Genomic DNA, 19,585 nt, shown 5'->3' with positions numbered 1-19,585 from the left:
TGTTGATGCGCTTCATGTTCATCCCCCCGTGCGACGGCTGCTCATGATGAGCGCCGAACATGGCCGTGCGTCCCCGACGTCCATGCAAGCCGCACGCCCCGGCCGCATCCAGCGGACGGCTGTCGCTTCCCCTCTCGCGGGGTGACAATCACGATAAAGGTCCCCATCGGCCGAGTATCCCGTCGGCGCACTACGCGAGGTGTGACGAGAGAGGGAGAGAGCGGATCATGCAAGACAACCGGATCTCTCACGGTGCAAGCGCGCAATGAGGGCACACAGCGTCCTGCCCCGAACCACGCAGAGCTGATCGAGCAGAGGCCGCGACCTGCCGCTCGAGGGTCACCGCCACGCGGCGCTCTCGGAGCACCCAGAGCACCCGGGCGCTCCGGCCCGTCGCGACGCCGATCGTGAGCGCACGCGCCTTGCCCGGCGCGTGCGCCGCTCGAGCCCCCGAGGGCGCGCGGCCCGACGCCGGCCGGAGACGACAGATCCTGCGCTGTTCCTGCGCTATTCCTGCGCTATTCCTGCGCTATTCCTGCGCTATTCCTGCCAAAGAACGCCGAGCTCGATCTCCACGGCGTCGAACGGCGCCGCGCGCACGGTGACGTCACCCTCCCACGCCCCCACGCGCACGAACCGCCCACCGTCGATGCGGTAGACCTCCAGGAGCCGGAGCCGCGGGTCGATCAGCCAGTAGTGCGCCACGAGCTCGCGCGCATAGATCTCCATCTTGTCGCGGCGATCGAGCGCCTCGGTGGACGGCGAGATCACCTCGCACACCCAGTCGGGCGCGAGGAAGATCGCCGCGTTCCGCATCGGGATCTGCGGCATCCGGTCGCGGCGCCACGCGGCGATGTCGGGGATCACGATGTCCGGATCGGTGCCGAGGTGCAGCTCGGGCTCGACAAGCAGCGCCCACCGGCCAGGCCCCTTGATGCCGCGGCGAAATGGCAGGTAAAGCTCCCCCGCGAGCACCGACGTCACGTTGCGGGAGAACACGGAAGGGCGCGGCGTCGCGTGGAGGACGCCGTTCAGGACCTCCGCCACCTGGTTCGGCGGCGTGTCAAGCACATCCTGGTACGTGGCGCGACGGGCGCAGTCGGACATGGTCGGATGTTAGCATGCACGCCGCGCGCGGCGGCTCGCCCGGCGAAATTCCGTGAGCAGCCCCCCTCCGATCGCCGCGGGTTCGTTGTAGATTCCGCCGCCATGAGCGAAGCAGCCCCCTCCCCCACGCAACGCCCCCGTCCGCTCGTCCTCTGCATCCTCGATGGATTCGGCGAGCGCGAAGAAAAGGACCAGAACGCGATCGCCCTCGCGGCGATGCCGAACCTCGAGGCGATCAAGCGCGACTCCGAGAAGACGCTGATCGGGACGAGCGGCCCGGACGTCGGGCTCCCGGTGGGGCAGATGGGCAACAGCGAGGTCGGCCACCTGAACTTCGGCGCGGGGAGGATCGCGCTGATGGACATCTCGCGCATCGACGTCGCGATCGCCGAGAACAAGCTCGGCTCGAACGAGATCATCGACCGGACGTTCCGCGTCGCGCAGGACCGCAAGTGCCGGGTGCACCTCTTCGGGCTCGTCTCCGACGGCGGCGTCCACTCGTCGCTCGACCACTTCCTCGCGCTGATCAAGCTCGCGAAGTTCCACGAGGTGCCCCTCGTCCTGCACGCGTTCCTCGACGGCCGCGACACGCCGCCGAAGAGCGCGTGGGGCTACGTCGAGAAGATCGAGGAGGCGCTCCAGGGCATCGGCGTCATCGGCACCATCTCGGGCCGGTACTACGCCATGGACCGCGACAAGCGCTGGGACCGCGTCATGAAGGCCTACACCGCGATCGTGCGCGGCGAGGCGCCGCGGGCCGACACGGCGTTCGACGCGATCCAGCAGTCGTACGCGGCCGGGAAGACGGACGAGTTCGTCGAGCCCGTCCGCATCGGCGACTACAGCGGCATCAAGGGCGACTTCGTGGCCGACTTCGCCTCGCAGGAGCCCCGCTGGGAGTGGCAGGGAGAGGAGGTCGGCCTCTCCGTCAACTTCAGGCCCGACCGCATGCGCGAGATCTCGGCGATGCTCACGCGGCGGAACCTGCCGGCCGAGGTGCTGGAGCTCCTCTCGGACCGGGGCAAGCCGGTCTTCGCCTTCCAGGAGCACTGTTACAGCGGCATGACCGAGTACGACGCGGCGCTGAAGCTGCCGGTCGCGTTCCCGAAGGACGAGGTGACCGAGTCGTTCCCCGAGATGATCGCCCGCGCCGGGCTCACGCAGCTCCGGTGCGCGGAGACCGAGAAGTATGCGCACGTCACGTACTTCTTCAACGGCGGCCGCGAGGAGACGTTCCCGGGCGAGGACAGGAAGCTCGTGCCCTCGCCGCGCGACGTCGCCACCTACGACAAGAAGCCGGAGATGAGCGCGGCGGGCGTCGCGAGCGAGGTCGTGGCCGCGATCAAGAGCGGCAAGTACGACTTCATCCTCGTGAACTTCGCGAACCCGGACATGGTCGGGCACACCGGCATCCTCGAGGCCGCCATCCACGCCAACGAGGCGGTCGACAAGGGGCTCGGCGCCATCGGGGACGCCGTGCGCGAGGCCGGCGGCGCGCTGATCATCACCGCGGACCACGGCAACTGCGAGCAGATGAAGGACGAGCACGGCAACCCGCACACCGCCCACACGCTCAACCCGGTGCCGCTCTACTACCTGAACAAGAACGACCCCGGCGTCGTGCTCCGGTCCGGCGGCCGCATCTGCGACGTGGCGCCGACGATGCTCGAGATCCTCGGCCTCCCGCAGCCCGCGGCGATGACGGGGCGCACGCTCCGCGTCCGACAGCGGTAAGTGGGCGCCGACCAGAGGCAGCTCGGCCCGTACATCCTGCGCGAGGCCGTCTCGTCGCGGGCGCTCACCGTGACGTACCGGGCCGAGCACGCGGGGCTCGGCCGGGCGGCGCTGATCAAGACGCTCAAGCCCACGGTGTCGGCCGCGAGCGCGTTCGCGGCCGGCCTCGAGCGCGAGGCGAAGATCCTCGCGCGCATCCGGCACCCGAACATCATCGACATCCACGACTTCCAGCGCGACGAGGACCGGATATGGCTCGTGCTGGAGCCGCTCTCGGGGCCGACCCTCGCGGCCCTGTGCGCGCGTGCCGGCCGCCTCGACGAGGGCGCCGCAGCGGCCATCGCGCTGGAGATCGCGCGCGGCCTCGGGCACGCGCACGAGCGGGGCGTCGTGCACCGCGAGCTGCGCCCCGAGCGCGTCATCGTCACGCCCGCGGGCGGCGTGAAGATCCTCGAGTTCGCGGCGGCGTCCGACGGCCGGCAACCCTCGCTGCCGGAGCCGTTCGAGGGCAGCGACACGTTCGCGCGGCCCGACTACATGGCGCCCGAGCAGATCCTCGGGGCGGAGCCCGGGTCTCAGGCGGACGTGTTCGCGCTGGGCGTGGTGCTGTTCGAGATGCTCACCGGGGTGCGCCCGTTCGACGAGCCGAAGGGGGGGCCGGAGGAAGCAAGCCGTGCTTCAAATCACGCGTCGAACCGCGCATCGGCCGCGCCCGGCGCGCCGCGCGAGCGCGAGGAGGACCGGTGGGCCGAGGGCAGGGCCGTCGCGCACCGGATCCGCAACGCGCCGCCGCAGCCGCTGCGGGGGCTCGTGCCCGACGTGTCGCGCGGCCTGGAGCGCGTGGTGCTCCGGTGCCTCGAGAAAGAGCCGGAGCAGCGCTACGACAACGGCCGCGCCGTCGCGGACGCCCTGGCCGAGGAGCTCGCGGAGCGCGGTCATCCGCAGCCGCGCGCGCTCATCGCGAGCGCCCTCGCGGCGGCCAAGCTCGGCGGCGACGAGCTGCCGCCCGCGCAGGCGCCTTCCGCGCGCGCCGCCGCAGCGCAGCGCAGCGCGCCGTCGCTCGCGCCCGACGTGGGCCGGCTCGTCGGCATCTTCGCGCTGGTCGTCGCGGGCGGCGCGCTCATCGAGCTCAGCCTCCGCCAGCACGACGCCGCGGAGCCGCCCAGCGCCGAGGTCCGGCAGCCCGGCGAGCGCTCGGAGGAGCGCGGCTACCTGAAGGTCCTCGCCAGGCCGTGGGCGGAGGTCGTCATCGACGGGGAGCTCATCGACGTGACGCCGATGGCGCGGGCGATCCCGCTCCAGGCCGGACGGCACTACGTCACGTTCCGGCACCCGAACGCGCCCGAGGAGAAGCGCACGATCACCGTCTCCGAGGGGCAGACGGTCACGCTCGACGTGAGCATGCGGATCGATCGCAGCGCGATCGACGCGGGCGCGCCGCCGGTGGAGGACAGGGACGCGTCGCCCTGACCGCGGCGCCGGCCACGCCTACACGGCGCCGCCGGCTGTCCCCGCGCCGTTCGTGCCGCAGGCGCCCGCCGCGTCTCCCTCGCCGCTCGCGCCGCCCGCGGAGACCGCAACGCCGTCGCCGCCCTCGCCGCCCGCGCGGCGGCGGAGCGCCTCGAGCGCGAGAAGCGGCCGCTCCCGCTTCTCGTTCAGCTCGCCGAGGCACTGGCCGCTGCCGCGCTCGAGCGCGCGGCAGCAGTCGGGCCGCACCTCGTAGATCGAGCACAGGAAGCGGCCGCGCTCCGCGTCCAGCGTGAGCGCGGCGCAGCGGCCGTCCTCGATGCGCATGTAGCAGCGGTTGCCGATGAAGCGCGTGAGCCCTCGCGCGCGATCGTCCATGCGATCGTGGTCGCAGCCGAAGACCCGGACGTACTCCGGCAGGGTCGAGAAGCAGCAGGTGCCGCACGCGGTGCACTCGGGGACGGCCGCGTCTCCCTCGCCGCTCGCGCCGCCCGCGCGCGCCCCGCCCGTCGCGGCCCGCGCGCCCTTGCGCGTCAGAGCCGGACCTCGACGTGCGTCCCGCGCTTCAGATCGTCGAGCCACTTCTGCTTGGCCTTCGTCATGATCTCCGCCTGCAGCCGCTGGAAGACCTCCGGGCGAGCCGCCTCGAGCGTCGTGAAGCGGGACGGCTGGCGGCTCAGGAGCTTCATGACCACGAACGCGTCGCCCGCGCGCATCGGCGCGGTCACGCCGCCCGGCTCGATCGCCATCAGCGCGGCCTCGAGCTCCGGGGCCATCACCTCGCGCTGGCCGGTCGCCGCGGCCTGCGTCCCCTGCGGCGCGCGGACCCCGAGGTCGCCGCCCTCCTCGCGGGTCGCTGTGTCGTCCGAGAACTGCCGCGCGAGCGCCGCGAAATCCTCGCCGCCGCGCGCGCGCTCCGCGAGCGCCGCGGCGAGCGCGCGGCGCTCCTCGACCGCCTCGGCGCTCGAGCCGGGCAGGACGCGCAGGACGATCCACGCCGGGTGGTAGTCGCGCCGCCGGCGCTCCTCGCGCACCAGCCGATCGAAGGCGGACCGCACGTCCTGCTCGGTGATGCGCACCCGGCCCTTCACCCGGAGCTGCAGCATCTTCCCCTCGAGGATCTGCCGGCGGATCTCGTCGCGGTACTCCTGATCGGTGAGCCCCGAGCTCGCCCGCGCCATCCGGAACAGCTCCTCGACCGTCACTTGCTCCGCCGCCGCGATGTTCCGGAAGGCGTTCTCGATCTCCTCGGAGGTCACGCGGATATTGGCCTTCTCGGCGGCCTGCCCCTCGAGCTCCTCGTCCACCATCTTCTGGAGGAGATCGCGGAAGACCTGCGACTCGGCCGCCGCCTGCTGCGCGCCCGGCGGGACCCGGGCCTGGATCTGCAGCAGGAAGGGGCGAGCCCGCTGCCGCAGATCCGAGAGCAGGATGGCGCGATCGCCGATGACGGCGACGATCCGCTCGCTCACGACCGCGTGGGCGAGCGGCGAGGCGAAGGCGGCGGCGGCGACGAGCCCGGCGAGCGCGAGGCGGAGCGGAACACGCATCGCGCGCCTCTACCACTGGGCCCCAGGCGGTTCCACGCGTTTCCGGCCCCGCGCGCCCCGGACTCAGCCGGAGCCGGGGTACACCGTCCGACGGGACGCGCGCTCGCGGACGGCCTCGCGCGCGAGCGCGTCGGCGCGCTCGTTGAGCAGCACGCCCGCGTGCCCCGGCACATACACGAGGCGCGCGCGCGGCCGCGCGGCGAGCGCCTCGCGCAGCGAGGCGATGAGCTCGGCGTTCGCCTTCGCCTTCCACCCCTTCTGGAGCACGCCGATCGAGTACTGGCTGTCCGTGTGGATGACGATGGGCCGCCCCGGCTCCTCCACCTCCTCGAGCGAGCGGAGGATCGCCGTCAGCTCGGCGATGTTGTTGGTCGCGGTGCCGAGGAACTCGCTGCGCTCGATCCGCCGGCCGCCGTCGATAATCACCACGCCGAGCCCCGCGGGCCCCGGGTTCCCCGAGCACGCCCCGTCCGCGTAGACGATGACGGCCCCTTCCGGGACGGGCGCCGCGCCGGACTCCCCCCGCGCCGGCGCCTTGCGCTGCGCGCGCCCGGCCGGCGCCGGGGCGGCCGCGCCCCCCTCGGGCTGCTCGCCGGCGCGCGCCTTCACGACCGCTTCCGCAGGCCCACAGGTCTCGTCGGGCAAGACCTTCGGGTCGACCACGGTCAGGTTCTCGGCGCGCGCCTTGTATCTGCGGCCGTCGTGCGGCTTGTAGCGGATCTCGACGCCACCGCCCTCCTCCGCGACAAAGGCGCCGGCGGCGTCGGCGCGAGCATAGACCGTTTGACCTCGAAGCGATGCGCGGACCCAGGGCACGGGCGCACCCTCGCATGGATCGAAGGCCGCCGGTACGGGAGACCACGCCAGGCGAGCGCGGCCGATCGGGCCGGCCGGGCGCGGCCGCGCCTGCCCTCGTCGCAGCCCTCGCGGCGCGCTCGGCGGGCGGCCCGCGCGCGGCGGCGCCGCCCTGCGATCACGGCTCGATGCAGAGCGCGAGGGACCACGCGGTCAGCGTGCCGGAGTCGGACCCGGCGTCGTCCCCGACCCGGAGCGTCCACGTGCCGTTCGCCGGCCCCGAGAGGAAGGCCGCGAACGACGCCTCCGGGCGGAAGCAGCCGCGGAACGGCGCCATCGCTCCCGTGACCGCGGTCGCGCAGCCCATGTCGAAGACGGTCTTCCGGTAGTTGTCGCCGGAGCCGCCATTGTCGCTCGACACATCGACCGTCGTACCCGACGGAGAGGTGAGCGAGATATCGAGATCTCCGTCGAACGAATGGGCGATATCGAGCTCGAGCGTCACGCGCCGGATCGTGCCCCTCGAGACGATCGGGAGGACGCTGGCAGCGACAGCGCGATCCGTGACGGTCTTGGGTATGTCCATGGACGACTGCACCCACAGCACCTGCCCGGGCGAGCACGCGCCGACGGCATTGTCGCATCCGAGCGCGCAGTCCGGGTCGGCGCAGTCCGTCTCGCGATCGAGGTCGTCGTCCTCCGCGTCGCCGCAGTTGCGCTCCTTCGAGTACGAGCACACGCTCGGCGTGCCCCGGCAGGTGTACCTGGCTTCCACGACGCAGCCCGCGCTGCAGCCGTCACCGCTCGACGTGTTGGCGTCGTCGCAGCCCTCGACGCCGTCCCGCACGAAGCCGTCGCCGCACCTCGCGGCGCGACAGGTGATGGGGCAGGCGTCGGTGCTGCTCGTGTTTCCGTCGTCGCACTCCTCGCCGGCCTGGATCGCGCCGTCGCCGCAGCCCTCGAGGAGGCACCCTGGGCTGCACCCGTCGCCCGCGTTCCGGTTCCCGTCGTCACACGCCTCGACGCCGGCGCGGACGAACCCGTCGCCGCACACGGCGCGCGCGCAGCTCGTGGGGCAGGCGTCGGTGCTGTTCGCGTTGCCGTCATCGCACGCCTCGACGCCCGCGCGGACGAACCCGTCCCCGCACGAGGCGGCGACGCACGTGGTGAGGCACGCGTCCGTGTTGCTCGTATTGCCGTCATCACACGCCTCGGCGGCGGTGTTGACCACGCCGTCGCCGCAGACCGGCGCGGCGCAGGTGCCTGCCGAGCTGCACACGTGGCTCAGGCAGTCGCGCCCGAGGGCGCAGCGCATGCCGGCGGCGCACCCGACGCACGCGGGGCCGCCGCAGTCGATGTCGGTCTCCGCGCCGTTCCGGGCGACGTCGGTGCACGACGGGAGGCACGTCGTCCCTGAACAGCGGCCGCCCAGGCAGTCGCCGTCCGCGGCGCACGCCTTGCCGGTGGCGCAAGGCGAGCACGCCGGTCCGCCGCAGTCGACGTCGGTCTCCGCCCCGTTCGTCGCGCCATCGGTGCACGACGACGCGCGGCACCTGCCGTCCTCGCAGATCCCGCTCCGGCAGTCCGCGCCGGTGAGGCAGGCCTCGAGATCCGCGCACGGCACGCAATCCGAGCCGCCGCAGTCGACGCCGGTCTCGGCGCCGTTCGTCGCGCCATCGCCGCAATCGGGCGCGACACAGCGGTTCTCGACGCAGACGTTGCTCAGGCAATCGCCGGCGACGAGGCACTCGACACAGGCGCCGTTCCCATCGCAATAGCGCGCTCCGGTCGCGTCGGGTCCGCTGCACTCCGTCGTCGCCGGCGCCGGAAGGTTCTTCGGCGCCCCGGCGACGCAGACGTCGGCCGAGCACGGGTCTCCGTCGGAGAAGGCGTCTTGGTCGTCATCGAGCTCGATCACGGCGCCATGCCCATCGCAAACGCGCGCCTTGCAGTCGCCCAGGACCTGCTCGCCCACGGGCTTTCCCCGCGGCGCGGCGTCGAGGCCGCACCGGCCTCCTTCGCAGGTGCGCCGCTGACACGCGCCGTCGACGCCGGGACAGTCCGCGGCCGTGGCGCAAGGCGCTCCGTCCCCCCCGGCCCCGCCCGCGCCGTCCTCGCCGCCTCCGCCGCTCCCACCGCGCCCGCCGTCGCCGGCCTCCGGCCCCGGCGCCTGCCGGGGACGATCGCAGTCGACCGCGGTCAACGCAGCAGCGATGACGAGCGGCGACAGGGCCTTCGTGAACGGAGCGCTTCTGAAGGGGTCCGCTCGCACTGACACCTCGATTCCTCCGCTTCCGGCGGGAACGGCGACGTCCCTTCAAGGCTCGATTCGAGCCCGACGGACGCGCAGGCGGTCGATCATCGTCGCTCTAGACTGATATGGAATCGAGAGGACGCCAGCAGCCAAACGGATCGGGAGAGCCCCTATTTCGACGCGCGGCGCTCGAAGCGCGCCGGGTCCTCGGCCACGCCCATGACGGCGGACAGCTCGCCGTCAGGTATGCGGCCCAGCCGCCGCATGAGCTTTAGCGTCGACCAGGAGACGAGGCGCCCGCGAGCACGACCGGGCGCGGGCGCACTGCACGCCACATGCCGGTGTGAGGCGGCCCTCTCACTGCCGGGCATCGCGCCCGGCAGATGCTTGACATCTCCAGGCCGTTCTGGATTTCATTCCTTCTTCTGCATCCGTTCGGGATACCACCTTGCTCCTCCGAGCCGCGCTGGATTTGACTCTCCCTCGAGCTGTCACCGCTGGCGGAACCCATGTGCGCTCTCCTGCCCACCACCGGCCTCGATCCACGCAGGCGTAGGCGATGCAACCACTGCTGAGCACCTCGCTCCGCCCTGTATGGAGCAATCTACGCGCGACCCGAGCCTCGGTACGCAAAGCCCTCGCGAAGTACCCGAGCGCGCTCGTGGACGCGGCAGAGATGGTGGCCTGCGAGCTGCTGGAGAACGCCATCAAGTACGGCGAGGAAGTCCCCGCAGCGCGCGCCATTCGCTTCACGCTCAGCATGACCGAGGACAGGATCGAACTCGTCACGACCAACGGCTGCACCGATCGCGGCTCGGTCAATCGACTGCTCTGCCGGATAGAGTCCCTGCGCAGCGCCCCGGACAAGACGGAGCTCTACATCGAGCAGCTCCACGAGCTGCTCGCCAGCCCGCGCGACGGCGCCAACGTAGGCATCTACAGGATCGCGATGGAAGGCGGCTTTGCGCTCGACGCGACGTACGCAGACGAGACGGTCACCGTGACAGCCACCAGGAGAATCCATGACCGAGTCGACATTTGAGCGCGACGGGCTGAAAGTACGCATCTCGGTGGCCGCGGACTCGTCGCGAATCGAGTGGTCGGGCGTCAGCGACATCCGCAGCCCCGCCATGTTCCTCAATCCTCTCTTCGAGGACTGGACCGGGAAGACCAAGAACACGGTCGTCACGGTGGATCTGACCAGGCTCGAGTACATGAACTCGGCCACGGTGAAGCCCCTGGTGGATCTGATAAAACTGCTGGATCAGACCAGCCTCGGCGTGGTCGTCGTCTTCCGCGACAACGACTGGCAGCGAGCGCACCGCAACTGCATGTCGGCGCTGGCGCGCACCCTGAAGAAGACAAAGGTGCAATGATCTGGGGTGACCAGACCATCAGCGCGCGCAGCCCAGCTCCTGGAACGAGACCGATCCCCATGAATCCACCATGAGCACCTTGCCCGACCGGTACACCCTGAACGCGAAGGTGCGCGAGACCCAGAGCTCCGAGGTTTACCGCGGCTACCGCACGATCGACGGGGCATCGGTGCTGGTCAAGCTGCTCAGGAGCGAGCGGCCGACGGCGCTCGAGCTGGCGCGCCTCCGCCATGAATATGACGTGTTGACGTGGCTCGACACGCCCGAGGTCGTCAAGGCCATCGGGCTGGAGCGGCACGGGCACGGCCTCGCCCTGGTCATGGAGGACGCGGGCGACGCGTCCGTCGACAAGCTGATCCGATCGGGCCGCCTGGATCTGCCGCGCTCGCTCGAGCTGGCGCTGGCCATGGCGCGAACGCTCGCGGCGGTCCACCGCAGGCACGTCATTCACAAGGACATCAAGCCTCATCACTTCTTCGTCACGGACGGCCCGAGCTCGCTCGTGCTCGTCGACTTCGGGATCGCGACGCGCCTCTCCCAGAAGGTCGACGCGCTCTCGGGGGTCACGCAGCTGGAAGGCACGCTGGCATACATCGCGCCCGAGCAGACGGGGCGGATGAACCGGAGCGTGGACTTTCGAGCCGATCTGTATTCGCTCGGGGTCACCCTGTACGAGCTCTTCACCGGCGCGCTGCCCTTCGACGCCAGCGATCCGCTGGAGCTGGTGCACAGCCACATCGCTCGCAGCCCCCGGGCGCCCGTGGCATCCAGGCCGGACCTGCCGCCGGTCCTGTCGGACGTGATCCTCAAGCTGCTCAGCAATACCGTGGAGCAGCGCTACCAGACCGCAGCTGGATTGCAGCACGATCTGCAGCGCATTCTGGATCAGGTGAAGCGGGCTGGCGCGGCGGAGGTCTTCGGTCTGGGCCAGCGCGACAGATCCGATGAGCTCTCGATCCCCGAGAAGCTCTATGGCCGGGAGCGCGACCTCGATGCGCTTTTGGAGGGCTTCGGCCGCGCCAAGCAGGGCAGGAGCGAGCTCGTCCTCCTGTCCGGACAGGCGGGCGTCGGGAAATCCGCGCTCGTCGAGGAGCTGCACCAGCACATCCTCGGCCGGGCGTACTTCGGCGCAGGAAAGTTCGACTCCCTGGCGCGGAGCGTCCCCTACGGCCCGATCGCCCACGCTTGCCGTGCTCTCGTCCGGTCCGTGCTCGCGGAGCCCCCGGGCGTGCTCGAGCAGCGGCGGCGTGAAATCCTCGAGGCGGTCGGCCCGAACGCGGGTCTCCTCACCGATCTGATCCCCGAGCTGAAGCACGTCGTCGGCGAGCACCCCCCCGTGCCAGCGCTGGGGCCGACCGAGTCGCAGCGCCGCTTCGAACATGTCTTCTTGAGCTTTCTAGGTGCGCTGGCGGCTGAAGAGCACCCGCTGGTGCTCTTCCTGGATGACCTGCAGTGGGCGGACGCCAGCTCGACCCGCCTCTTGCAGCACGTGCTGACGGCCGCCGGCGCGCGCCACGTGCTCGTGATCGGAGCTTACCGGGAGCTCGAGATCGACGCCGCGCACCCGCTGTCTCTGTTGCTCCAGGAGCTGCGCCAGGCCGGCGTCCGGAGGCGTGAGATCACGCTCGGCCCGCTCGGCCAGCCGCACATCGCGCACCTCCTCAGCGACACGCTCGGGTGCGGCTTCGAGGCGGTGAGCGGGCTCAGCGCTGCCTTGTTCGAGAAGACCCGCGGAAACCCCTTCTTCCTCGCGCAGTTCTTGACCGCGCTGCACCGAGACGGCCTGCTGCGCTTCGACCACGCGGACCTCGCCTGGAGGTGGGACACGGCGCGGGTGTGGGAACGGCTGGCGACGGACAACGTGATCGATTTCATGGTGTCCGAGCTGCGGCGATTGCCGCAGTCGAGCCAGGACGTGCTGCGCTTCGCCGCGTGCGTGGGGCATAACTTCGACATGGCCACGCTGGCCGTCGTGTCTCAGCGCTCCCACAGCGACGTGGCGGACCACCTCTGGGAGGCGCTGCGCCAAGGGTTCATCGCCTCGCTGGACGGCAAATACCGCTACAGGGCCGAGGCTCATCACGACGCGACCGGGAGGGGCGACGGCGCGCTCGACGCCGCGTTCCGCTTCTCGCACGATCGCGTCCAGCAGGCGGCCTACTCGCTGTTCGGCCCGGAGGAGCGGGACGCCATCCACCTGCGCGTCGGTCGGCTGCTGCGGGAGCGCGGCGGCGCAGATCCGGGCGATCGTGAGCTGTTCGCGATCGTGGATCACTTGAACCGCGGCGCGCGCCTGATCGTCGAGCCGGCCGAGCGGCGCGGGCTCGCGCGCTTGAATTTGAACGCCGGCCGCAAGGCGCGCGCTCGCGCGGCGCCCGACGCGGCGGCGCACTACCTGAGGGCGGCGCTCGACGTGCTCGGGGAGACGGGGTGGATTGAAGAGTACGAGGTCGTCTGCGCCGCTCACCTGACCATGGCGGAGTGCGAGTACCTGACCGGGAACCTCGACTCCGCGTTCGGGCTGCTCCAGGTCGTGGAGCGGAACGCGCGGTCGGTGGTGGATCGGGTCATGGGGCGCAACCTCGAGGTGCTCCTGCTCACCAACACGGGCAGGCTCGACGTCGCGTGCACGAAGGGCATCGACGCGCTGAGGCTCCTGGATCTGGAGTTGCCTCCTCTAGAAGACAAGGCGGCTCTCGGCGCGGCGATCGGCGCCGAGTTCGGAGCGTATCAATCTGCGATAGCGGAGTCGGAGATCGAGTCTCTGGAGACGGTGTCGGTGATGAGCGACGCCCGCGAGCTCGCGGTGCTCCACACCCTGGCCACCAGCATTCCGGCAGCGTTCCAGGCCGTTCCAGAGCTTCATTTCCTGCTCGTGCTCAAGGGAGTCCAGCTGCTCCGTCGGGGCACGGCGCCGCTCGCGGGCTTCTTCTATGCGCAGTACGCGATCGTCCACCTCGCCATCACGGGCAGCCGGGAGCACGCGTTTCGCTTCGGCCGGCTGGGCCTGGAGCTAGCGACCCGCGGCGGCAGTCCGGCCAGCAAGGGCCAGGTTCATTTCCTGTTCGGGGTCTTCATCGCCCACTGGCGTCAACACATATCGCACAGCCTGGAGGTGTTGCGGTCAGGGCTGAGGATCAGCCTCGAGATGGGCGACCAGATCTACGCGTCTTACTGCGCTGCGTTCATCCTGTACTATCGCATGTATGCCGGCGAGAGCTTGCACGACCTGGAGGACAGCCTCTCGACCGCCCGCGACCTCGCGGACAGGACGGGTGACGTCGTCAACCAGGGCATCTGCAAGGTCGCCCAACAGGCCATCCGGGCGCTGACTGGCCAGACTCGACACCCCGCAACCCTGGAGAGCGCGGATTTCGACGAGAGCGCCTTCATGGCCTCTGCGCCGCTGCCGACGCTGGCGATTTACGGGGTCGCGAAGACGACCGCCCAGTATCTCGCTGGCCGCTTCCGGGATGCCCTGGCCACCAGCGACAGCTGCAAGCTGGTCCCTGGCTTCTTCTATCACGCCGAGCACGTCTTCTATCGGGCGCTGATCCTGGCCGAGCTGACCCGCACGGCGGCTCCGGAAGAGCGCGCCGGACTCCTGGATCGCCTGCGTGCCGACGCTGCCACGCTCGAAGCCTGGGCGCTGTCCTCGCCCGCCAACTTCGCGCACCGCGCCGCGCTGGCGCAGGCGGAGCTCTCGCGGATCGAGCGGCGCACCGAAGGCGCGCTGGATCTGTACGATCGCGCGATAGCCCTCGCCCAGGAGCACGGCTTCGCGCACGCCGAGGCCATTGGCAACGAGCTGGCTGGCCGATTTCACCTGGACGAGCGCAGGAGCAAGGTAGCGGGCGCCTACCTGGCCGAAGCGATCTACGTGTACCAGCGCTGGGGTGGGACGTGCAAGGTCGAGGAGCTGAAGTCGAAATACGCTCACGTGCTCCGGAGCAGCGCGGCGCGCGCATCCCCCCTCAATCCAGCAGACGAAACGGCAGCGAGCCTGCCAAGGACGACAAGCCAGACGACCGGCCAGACCTCCAGCACGCTTCGTCCAGGCGAGAGCCTCGACCTCACGGCGGCCATCCGCGCGACCGAGGCGATCTCCACGGAGCTCGTCATCGATCGGCTGCTCGAGCGGCTGATGCGGACGCTGCTCGAGAACGCCGGAGCCCAGCGGGGGTGCTTGATCCTCGATCGCGCCGGGGTGCTCACCCTGGAGGCGAGCATGACCATCGATCCCGATACGATAAAGCTCGACGCCCGTGCGCTGCGGGGCGGCTCGGAGGTCCCGGAGTCGCTCGTGCGCTACGTGGCGCGCACGGGCGAGCTGACCGTCCTCACGGACGCGCACCGTGACATGCGCTTCGCCTCTGACCGGTACTTCACGCAGGCTCGGCCCAAGTCGGTGATGTGCGCTCCGATGCTCCAGGGCGGAAAGGTCACCGGCGTCCTGTACCTGGAGAACCGCATCACCGCGGAGGCGTTCAGCCCTGCGCGGTGCGGGCTCTTGCAATTTCTCGCGACGCAAGCCGCCGTGTCCCTCGAGAACGCGATGCTCTACGGGCGGCTGGAGGCCGCATCGCAGGAGCTCCGGCGGGCGAACGAGAACCTCGAAGCGCTCGTCGCCGAGCGCACCGCCGAGCTCAGGCGCCTGGTCGCGGAGCTGTGGAGCGAGATGGATCTCGCGCGCAAGATACAGACAGTGCTCCTTCCGCAGCAAAGTCGTCTGAAGGACTACGACATGGCCGCCCTGATGACGCCGGCCGAGAGCGTCGGCGGCGACTACTACGACGTGGTCCAGACGGCCGGGAGCAGCTGGGTCCTCATCGGCGATGTATCCGGCCATGGGATCACCGCCGGCCTGACGATGATGATGGTCCAGACCGCCGTACGGACCATCCTGACGACGTCACCGCGCGACGGCGAGCCTCTCACCCCTGCAGTCGTGCTGAGCCGGGCGAACCGCGCGGTCCGGGAGAACCTGCTCCGCGTGAGCCCCGATCAGTACATGACGATCGTCGCGCTGGAGCTCGGCCGCGGCGCGGTCCGCTACGCAGGCCTCCACCTGGACATCTTGATCCACAGGGCGCTCTCCAACACGGTGGAGCTCGTCGAGACCAGCGGGATGTGGATCGGGATCGAGGACGACATCACCGCGCTGCTCCGGGACGACGTGATAGAGATCGGCGCCGGAGACACGATGCTGCTGTACACCGATGGGCTCACGGAGTCTGTCACCCCCGCAGGCGGAATGCTGGAGACCCAGGGGCTGGCAGAGCGGTTCCACGCGCTCGCGGCGCAAGGGTTGTCGCCGAGCACCATCGTGAAGGGCCTCGTGGGCCCCATGGCGGGGCAGCGGCTTCGTGATGACGTCACCGTGATGGTGCTCCGCTACTCTCCGGCCGAACGGCCGGCGGCTGCGAACTAGGGCTCAGAAGCCCGCTGCGAGCTGCGCATACAGCGCCGCGTACTCCGCCATGATCGTCCCGCTCGCATAGCGGTGCACGGCGCGCCGGCGCGCCGCCTCGCCGAGCTGCGCCCGCAGGGAAGGGTCGTCGCGCAGGGAGCGGAGCGCACCCCGCAGCGCCTCCTCGTCTCTCGGCGCCACCAGGAGGGCCACCCGACCGCCCTCGCCCTGGATCACCTCCGGCACTGCGCCGACCGGCGTGACGACGCAGGGCAGGCCGCTGGCCATCGCCTCCAGCAACGCGTTGGGCAGGCCCTCGCCATGGCTCGGTAGACAGAAGACGTCCGCGCCGCGGTAGACCGCGGGCATCGCGTCTTCGGGCATCTCGCCGAGCAGGCTCAGGCGGCCCTGCCGCTCGAGCTCCGCGAGCACCTCGTCGAGGCGGCGGGACGGGCCGGCAGCGCCGCCTGCGTCGCGAGGCCCCACCAGCGCGAGGGTCAGGCCCTCGACCGCCAGCACGGCCCGCGCGAGCTCGAGGACCCCCTTCTGCGGCGTGACGAGCCCCGCGAAGAGCACCCGCAGCGGCTGGCCGGGCGAGCGCGGCGCGGCTGCGGGGTGGAAGCCGTCGGTATCGACCGGGTTGGCGATCCGGACGACATGGCTCCCTGGAACCAAGGCCTGCACGTAACACCGCAGCTCCTCCGAGAGCGTGATGACGGCTGCAGCGCGGCCCAGCACGGCGCGCACGGCCTGCCGAGCCGGCCACGGCAGGGCCCGATGCCAGGCGATGATCTGCGGTGACAAGCGCAGGTGGAGCACGGCGGGCACACCCGCGCGACGACACAGCTCCACCGCGAGGCCGTCGCGCGCGGTCGCCCAGAACAGGGTGGTGCACAGATGGACGACATCCGGCCGGCGTCGCGCGAGCAGCCGGTGAAGCGCAGCCAGCGCTTCGCCCGCGCGGACCACGCGCGCGGGGCGAAGCCTGCTCGTCGGATCGATCGAGGCGCCTCGTGGCGAGGTGTCGATGACGTCCGCCTCGATGCCCGCCGCTGCCGCCGCGTCGAGGTAATTGCGCATCCACCGCGTGATTCCGCCGGCGGGCGGCGGGAGGGGGCCCCAGAGCGCGACGCGCATGTCCCTAGAAGCGCGCCTCGGCCTCGATCTGGTCCCAGCGCTCGCGGAACCACGCCACGGTGCGCGCGAGCCCCTCGCGCAGGCCCGTGCGCGCCTCGAAGCCCAGGACGCGACGGGCCTTGTCGGTGGACGCGACCCGACGGCGCTGCGTATCCCACGCTCGGCGCGCGACGAACCGGACGCCGGCGCGGTTGCCCGTCATTTCATTGATGGCTTTCGCGACGTCGATGATGGCGATCTCCTCGCCAGACGCCAGGTTGAACGCCTCGCCCGAGGCGGCCGGCGCGGCGCCCGCCCGGAGAAACCCATCGACGATGTCGCCCACGTAGGTGAACGAGCGGGTCTCCTCTCCCGTCCCGGTGATCGGCAGCGGCTCGCCGCGCAGGGCCCAGTAGACGAAGTTGGGGATCACATTGCGGTATCGGCCAGGGACCTCGCCCGGACCATACGAGTTGAAGGGGCGCACCCGCACGGTGCTCAGCCCTTCGTGGCCGGCCGAATGATCGCAAAAGTAATTGCAATAGAGCTCGCCGAGCAGCTTGGTCGCCTGGTAAGGCGTGTGGACATCGAGCGCGAGGTGCTCCTCGTGGACGGGCCGCGGCGGGTCGCTGCCGTAGGGCGCGCACCCGGACGAGGCGAAGACGACGCGCTGGGCCCCGCTGCGCTGCGCGTGCTGCAGCACCCGCAAGGTGCCGAGGCCGTTGACCTCGAGATCGCGCTCCGGGTTGTCCACCGAGTTCTGGTTCGCGAACAGCGCGGCGAGGTGGAAGACATGCGAGGGCTGCTCCCGGAACACCGCCGCGAGCAAGCCGTCATCGACGACGCTCCCCTCCACGAAGCGCACGTTGCGCCGCGCCGGGATGCCCCAGCGGGATGAGGAAGAGAGGTCGTCCACCACGATCACCTCCGCGCCCGCGTCGGCCAGGGCCGCCGTGAGCGAGCCGCCGATCGCGCCCGCCCCTCCGGTCACGATGATCCTCCGGTCCTTGTAACCTTGCATGGTGCCCACCGTTGTGTCTGTCGCCTCGCCCATGAGACGTTGCTCACCGCAATGCGCCGGTGCATTGCGTGCTTCGATATCCCCAGCCCTGCGCCGGTGCCCGAGGGCGCCGGCGTCTCCATGACGACGCTTCACCGCGCTGCGCGCGCGAAGATCTCCTCATAACGACGCACGAGCGGCTCGCGCGTGAACCAGCGAAGGAAATAGAGCCGGCCGGCCTCCCCCATCGCGCGCCGCGCCTCCGGCGTCATGCCGTGCAACCGCCGCACGGCGTCCGCAAGCGCCGCCGGGTTCTCGGGCTCGCAGGCAAGCCCCGCCCCGCTGCTGCGCACCAGATCCGCCGGATCCCCGCCCGCCGCGACGAGCACCGGCCTGGCGGCGGCCATGTAGGCCGGGATCTTCGAGGGGATCGTGATCTCGAAGCGCGGATCGCGCCGGAGGTGCGAGAGCGCCACGTCGGCCAGCGCGAAGAAATGCGGCATGCGCTCGTGGGGTTGCTGGCCGATGAAGACGACGTTCGAGAGGGCCCGCGCCGCAGCCTCGCGCCGCAGCCTGGGCGCGTCGTTCCCGTCCCCGACCATCACGAACCGCACGTCGGTGAGGTCGCGCAGCCGATCGGCGGCGTCGAGCACGCTGGAGAGGGCCTGGGCAGGGCCCATGTTGCCGGCGAAGAGGACGACGAACCGCCCTGACAACCCGTGCTCCGCCGCGAGCTGCGGGTCGGGCTCCACCGGCCTGTATATCCGATCGTCGGCCCAGTTCGGGATCAGGTGCACCTTGTCTGTCGAGACGCCTCTGTGGGAGAGCTCGCGCTCGAGCCCCGGGCTGATGACGGTGATCGCCGCGGCGCGCCGGAAGAGGGCGCGGTTCACGCGATCGATGCCAGCGAACACGAGCCTGTTATCGAGCATGCCCGAGGCTGCAGCGGTCTCGGGCCAAAGATCCTGGACCTCATAGACCCACGGTATCCGGCGGAGCGCGGCGAGCCAGGAGGCGGCGATGGCGTGGCTCGGTGGGGGATTGTGGACCCAGGCGACGTCCGCCGGCCCGGAGAGGGCGGCCCCGAGCAGCGCTGTCGAGGCGGCGAAGCTCGCGTAGTTGAGCGTCCGCCGGACGCGCGATCGGCTGTGATCCGGGTAGCTCGGGAGGCGTATCACCCTGGCGCCGCTCGCGTGCTCCACGTCCCAGAGGCGCTGTCGGTAGCCCGGGTAGGTGCGGCCATGCGGGTAGTTCGGGAACGCGGTCACCACCGTCACCTGGTGCCCGCGCTCGGCCAGCGCCTCTGCGAGCAGATGGGGGCGCGCGACCGGCTCGGGGTGATACCACTGCGACAGGAGGAGAATCTTCACTACCCGCGCTTCGATGCACCGGACGTCGCGGGCATTCATGGAATTCACGGAGGCGGCGCCGAAACGTCGCGCCGGGGTACGACGGGCGGCGCTCGCCTCGATGGGATGGGCGGCCATCACGCCTCGACAGCATCGCGGGGGCCCGACGATCCTGGACCGCTGGCCGTCCCCCACGGCGACGCGAGCCCGCGCCCGGCGCGGATGCCCGATCCGCAGCCTACTTGCGACCGCACGGCGGCGCGTCCGGACGGCCGCCACCTTCGGTCGGACGGAAGGGCAAGCGTGCGCTCAGGCCCTGCCCGACGCCGCCTCTGGAGGGGCTTGAACCTGGCGATGATTCCAACGTTCGCCACAACGCTGGGGCCGGTCGTCCTCGAGCGCAGTGAGCCACACGATTGACGCCCGG

13 protein-coding genes are annotated in these 19,585 nt (G+C 70.9%); 5 read left to right on the top strand and 8 right to left on the bottom strand.

Annotated features, from left to right (window positions below; genetic code table 11):
- Positions 1-540: 540 nt before the first annotated feature.
- Entirely contained in the window at positions 541-1,107 is a 567-nt protein-coding gene (locus tag WMF14_RS06055; RefSeq protein WP_272100559.1) for a Uma2 family endonuclease, read from the bottom strand.
- 102 nt (positions 1,108-1,209) lie between these two features.
- On the opposite strand from WMF14_RS06055, the gene gpmI reads away from it, so the two are divergent.
- Entirely contained in the window at positions 1,210-2,841 is a 1,632-nt protein-coding gene (gpmI, locus tag WMF14_RS06050; protein ID WP_272100557.1) for a 2,3-bisphosphoglycerate-independent phosphoglycerate mutase, read from the top strand.
- Positions 2,842-4,311: a serine/threonine protein kinase gene (locus WMF14_RS06045; RefSeq protein WP_437799229.1), complete on the top strand. Its 1,470-nt coding sequence runs from the start codon at positions 2,842-2,844 to the stop codon at positions 4,309-4,311.
- An 18-nt stretch (positions 4,312-4,329) separates the two neighbouring features.
- On the opposite strand, the gene WMF14_RS06040 is transcribed toward WMF14_RS06045, so the two are convergent.
- The 4 genes from WMF14_RS06040 to WMF14_RS06025 form a co-directional block, all read right to left on the bottom strand.
- Positions 4,330-4,890, bottom strand: coding sequence for a YkgJ family cysteine cluster protein (locus WMF14_RS06040; protein WP_437799228.1), 561 nt, complete (start codon positions 4,888-4,890; stop codon positions 4,330-4,332).
- On the bottom strand, positions 4,842-5,858 hold the full coding sequence (locus tag WMF14_RS06035) for a peptidylprolyl isomerase (RefSeq protein ID WP_272100551.1): 1,017 nt from the start codon (positions 5,856-5,858) through the stop codon (positions 4,842-4,844). Before WMF14_RS06035 ends, WMF14_RS06040 begins: the two co-directional genes overlap by 49 nt.
- Positions 5,859-5,921: 63 nt before the next feature.
- Complete coding sequence (locus WMF14_RS06030; protein ID WP_272100549.1) at positions 5,922-6,674, bottom strand: ribonuclease HI; 753 nt, start codon at positions 6,672-6,674, stop codon at positions 5,922-5,924.
- Between the two features lie 157 nt (positions 6,675-6,831).
- On the bottom strand, positions 6,832-8,931 hold the full coding sequence (locus WMF14_RS06025; protein ID WP_437799227.1) for a DUF4215 domain-containing protein: 2,100 nt from the start codon (positions 8,929-8,931) through the stop codon (positions 6,832-6,834).
- A 637-nt stretch (positions 8,932-9,568) separates the two neighbouring features.
- Between WMF14_RS06025 and WMF14_RS06020 the strand changes: the two genes are divergently transcribed.
- The 3 genes from WMF14_RS06020 to WMF14_RS06010 all read left to right on the top strand — a co-directional run bounded on the left by WMF14_RS06020 (position 9,569) and on the right by WMF14_RS06010 (position 15,714).
- Positions 9,569-9,949, top strand: coding sequence for a hypothetical protein (locus tag WMF14_RS06020; RefSeq protein WP_437799226.1), 381 nt, complete (start codon positions 9,569-9,571; stop codon positions 9,947-9,949).
- Positions 9,930-10,283 (top strand): hypothetical protein, encoded by a 354-nt coding sequence (locus WMF14_RS06015; protein WP_272100544.1) that lies wholly within the window; start codon positions 9,930-9,932, stop codon positions 10,281-10,283. The genes WMF14_RS06020 and WMF14_RS06015 overlap by 20 nt, the downstream gene beginning before the upstream one ends.
- A gap of 70 nt (positions 10,284-10,353) precedes the next feature.
- Positions 10,354-15,714 carry an AAA family ATPase gene (locus tag WMF14_RS06010; RefSeq protein ID WP_437799225.1) on the top strand — a complete coding sequence of 1,787 codons (5,361 nt, stop codon included), beginning with the start codon at positions 10,354-10,356 and terminating at the stop codon, positions 15,712-15,714.
- Between the two features lie 3 nt (positions 15,715-15,717).
- On the opposite strand, the gene WMF14_RS06005 is transcribed toward WMF14_RS06010, so the two are convergent.
- From WMF14_RS06005 to WMF14_RS05995, 3 genes are all read right to left on the bottom strand, one after another.
- Positions 15,718-16,830 (bottom strand): glycosyltransferase family 4 protein, encoded by a 1,113-nt coding sequence (locus WMF14_RS06005; RefSeq protein WP_437799224.1) that lies wholly within the window; start codon positions 16,828-16,830, stop codon positions 15,718-15,720.
- Between the two features lie 4 nt (positions 16,831-16,834).
- On the bottom strand, positions 16,835-17,830 hold the full coding sequence (locus tag WMF14_RS06000; protein ID WP_437799223.1) for an NAD-dependent epimerase/dehydratase family protein: 996 nt from the start codon (positions 17,828-17,830) through the stop codon (positions 16,835-16,837).
- 131 nt (positions 17,831-17,961) lie between these two features.
- On the bottom strand, positions 17,962-19,179 hold the full coding sequence (locus tag WMF14_RS05995) for a glycosyltransferase family 4 protein (RefSeq protein ID WP_437799222.1): 1,218 nt from the start codon (positions 19,177-19,179) through the stop codon (positions 17,962-17,964).
- Positions 19,180-19,585: the final 406 nt, after the last annotated feature.

This window comes from Sorangium sp. So ce693, from assembly GCF_051521375.1.
GTDB classification, from domain to species: domain Bacteria; phylum Myxococcota_A; class Polyangia; order Polyangiales; family Polyangiaceae; genus Sorangium; species Sorangium atrum.
Note: the sequence above shows the minus strand (reverse complement) of the source record. Positions and strands in the feature narration are given on the sequence as shown.

Bases quoted from the DNA above. Each gene is read 5' to 3' on its own strand.
- WMF14_RS06055 (WP_272100559.1), bottom strand. From the start codon at position 1,107: ATGTCCGACTGCGCCCGTCGCGCCACGTACCAGGATGTGCTTGACACG.
- gpmI (WP_272100557.1), top strand. From the start codon at position 1,210: ATGAGCGAAGCAGCCCCCTCCCCCACGCAACGCCCCCGTCCGCTCGTC.
- WMF14_RS06035 (WP_272100551.1), bottom strand. From the start codon at position 5,858: ATGCGTGTTCCGCTCCGCCTCGCGCTCGCCGGGCTCGTCGCCGCCGCC.
- WMF14_RS06015 (WP_272100544.1), top strand. From the start codon at position 9,930: ATGACCGAGTCGACATTTGAGCGCGACGGGCTGAAAGTACGCATCTCG.
- WMF14_RS06010 (WP_437799225.1), top strand. From the start codon at position 10,354: ATGAGCACCTTGCCCGACCGGTACACCCTGAACGCGAAGGTGCGCGAG.
- WMF14_RS06005 (WP_437799224.1), bottom strand. From the start codon at position 16,830: ATGCGCGTCGCGCTCTGGGGCCCCCTCCCGCCGCCCGCCGGCGGAATC.
- WMF14_RS06000 (WP_437799223.1), bottom strand. From the start codon at position 17,830: ATGCAAGGTTACAAGGACCGGAGGATCATCGTGACCGGAGGGGCGGGC.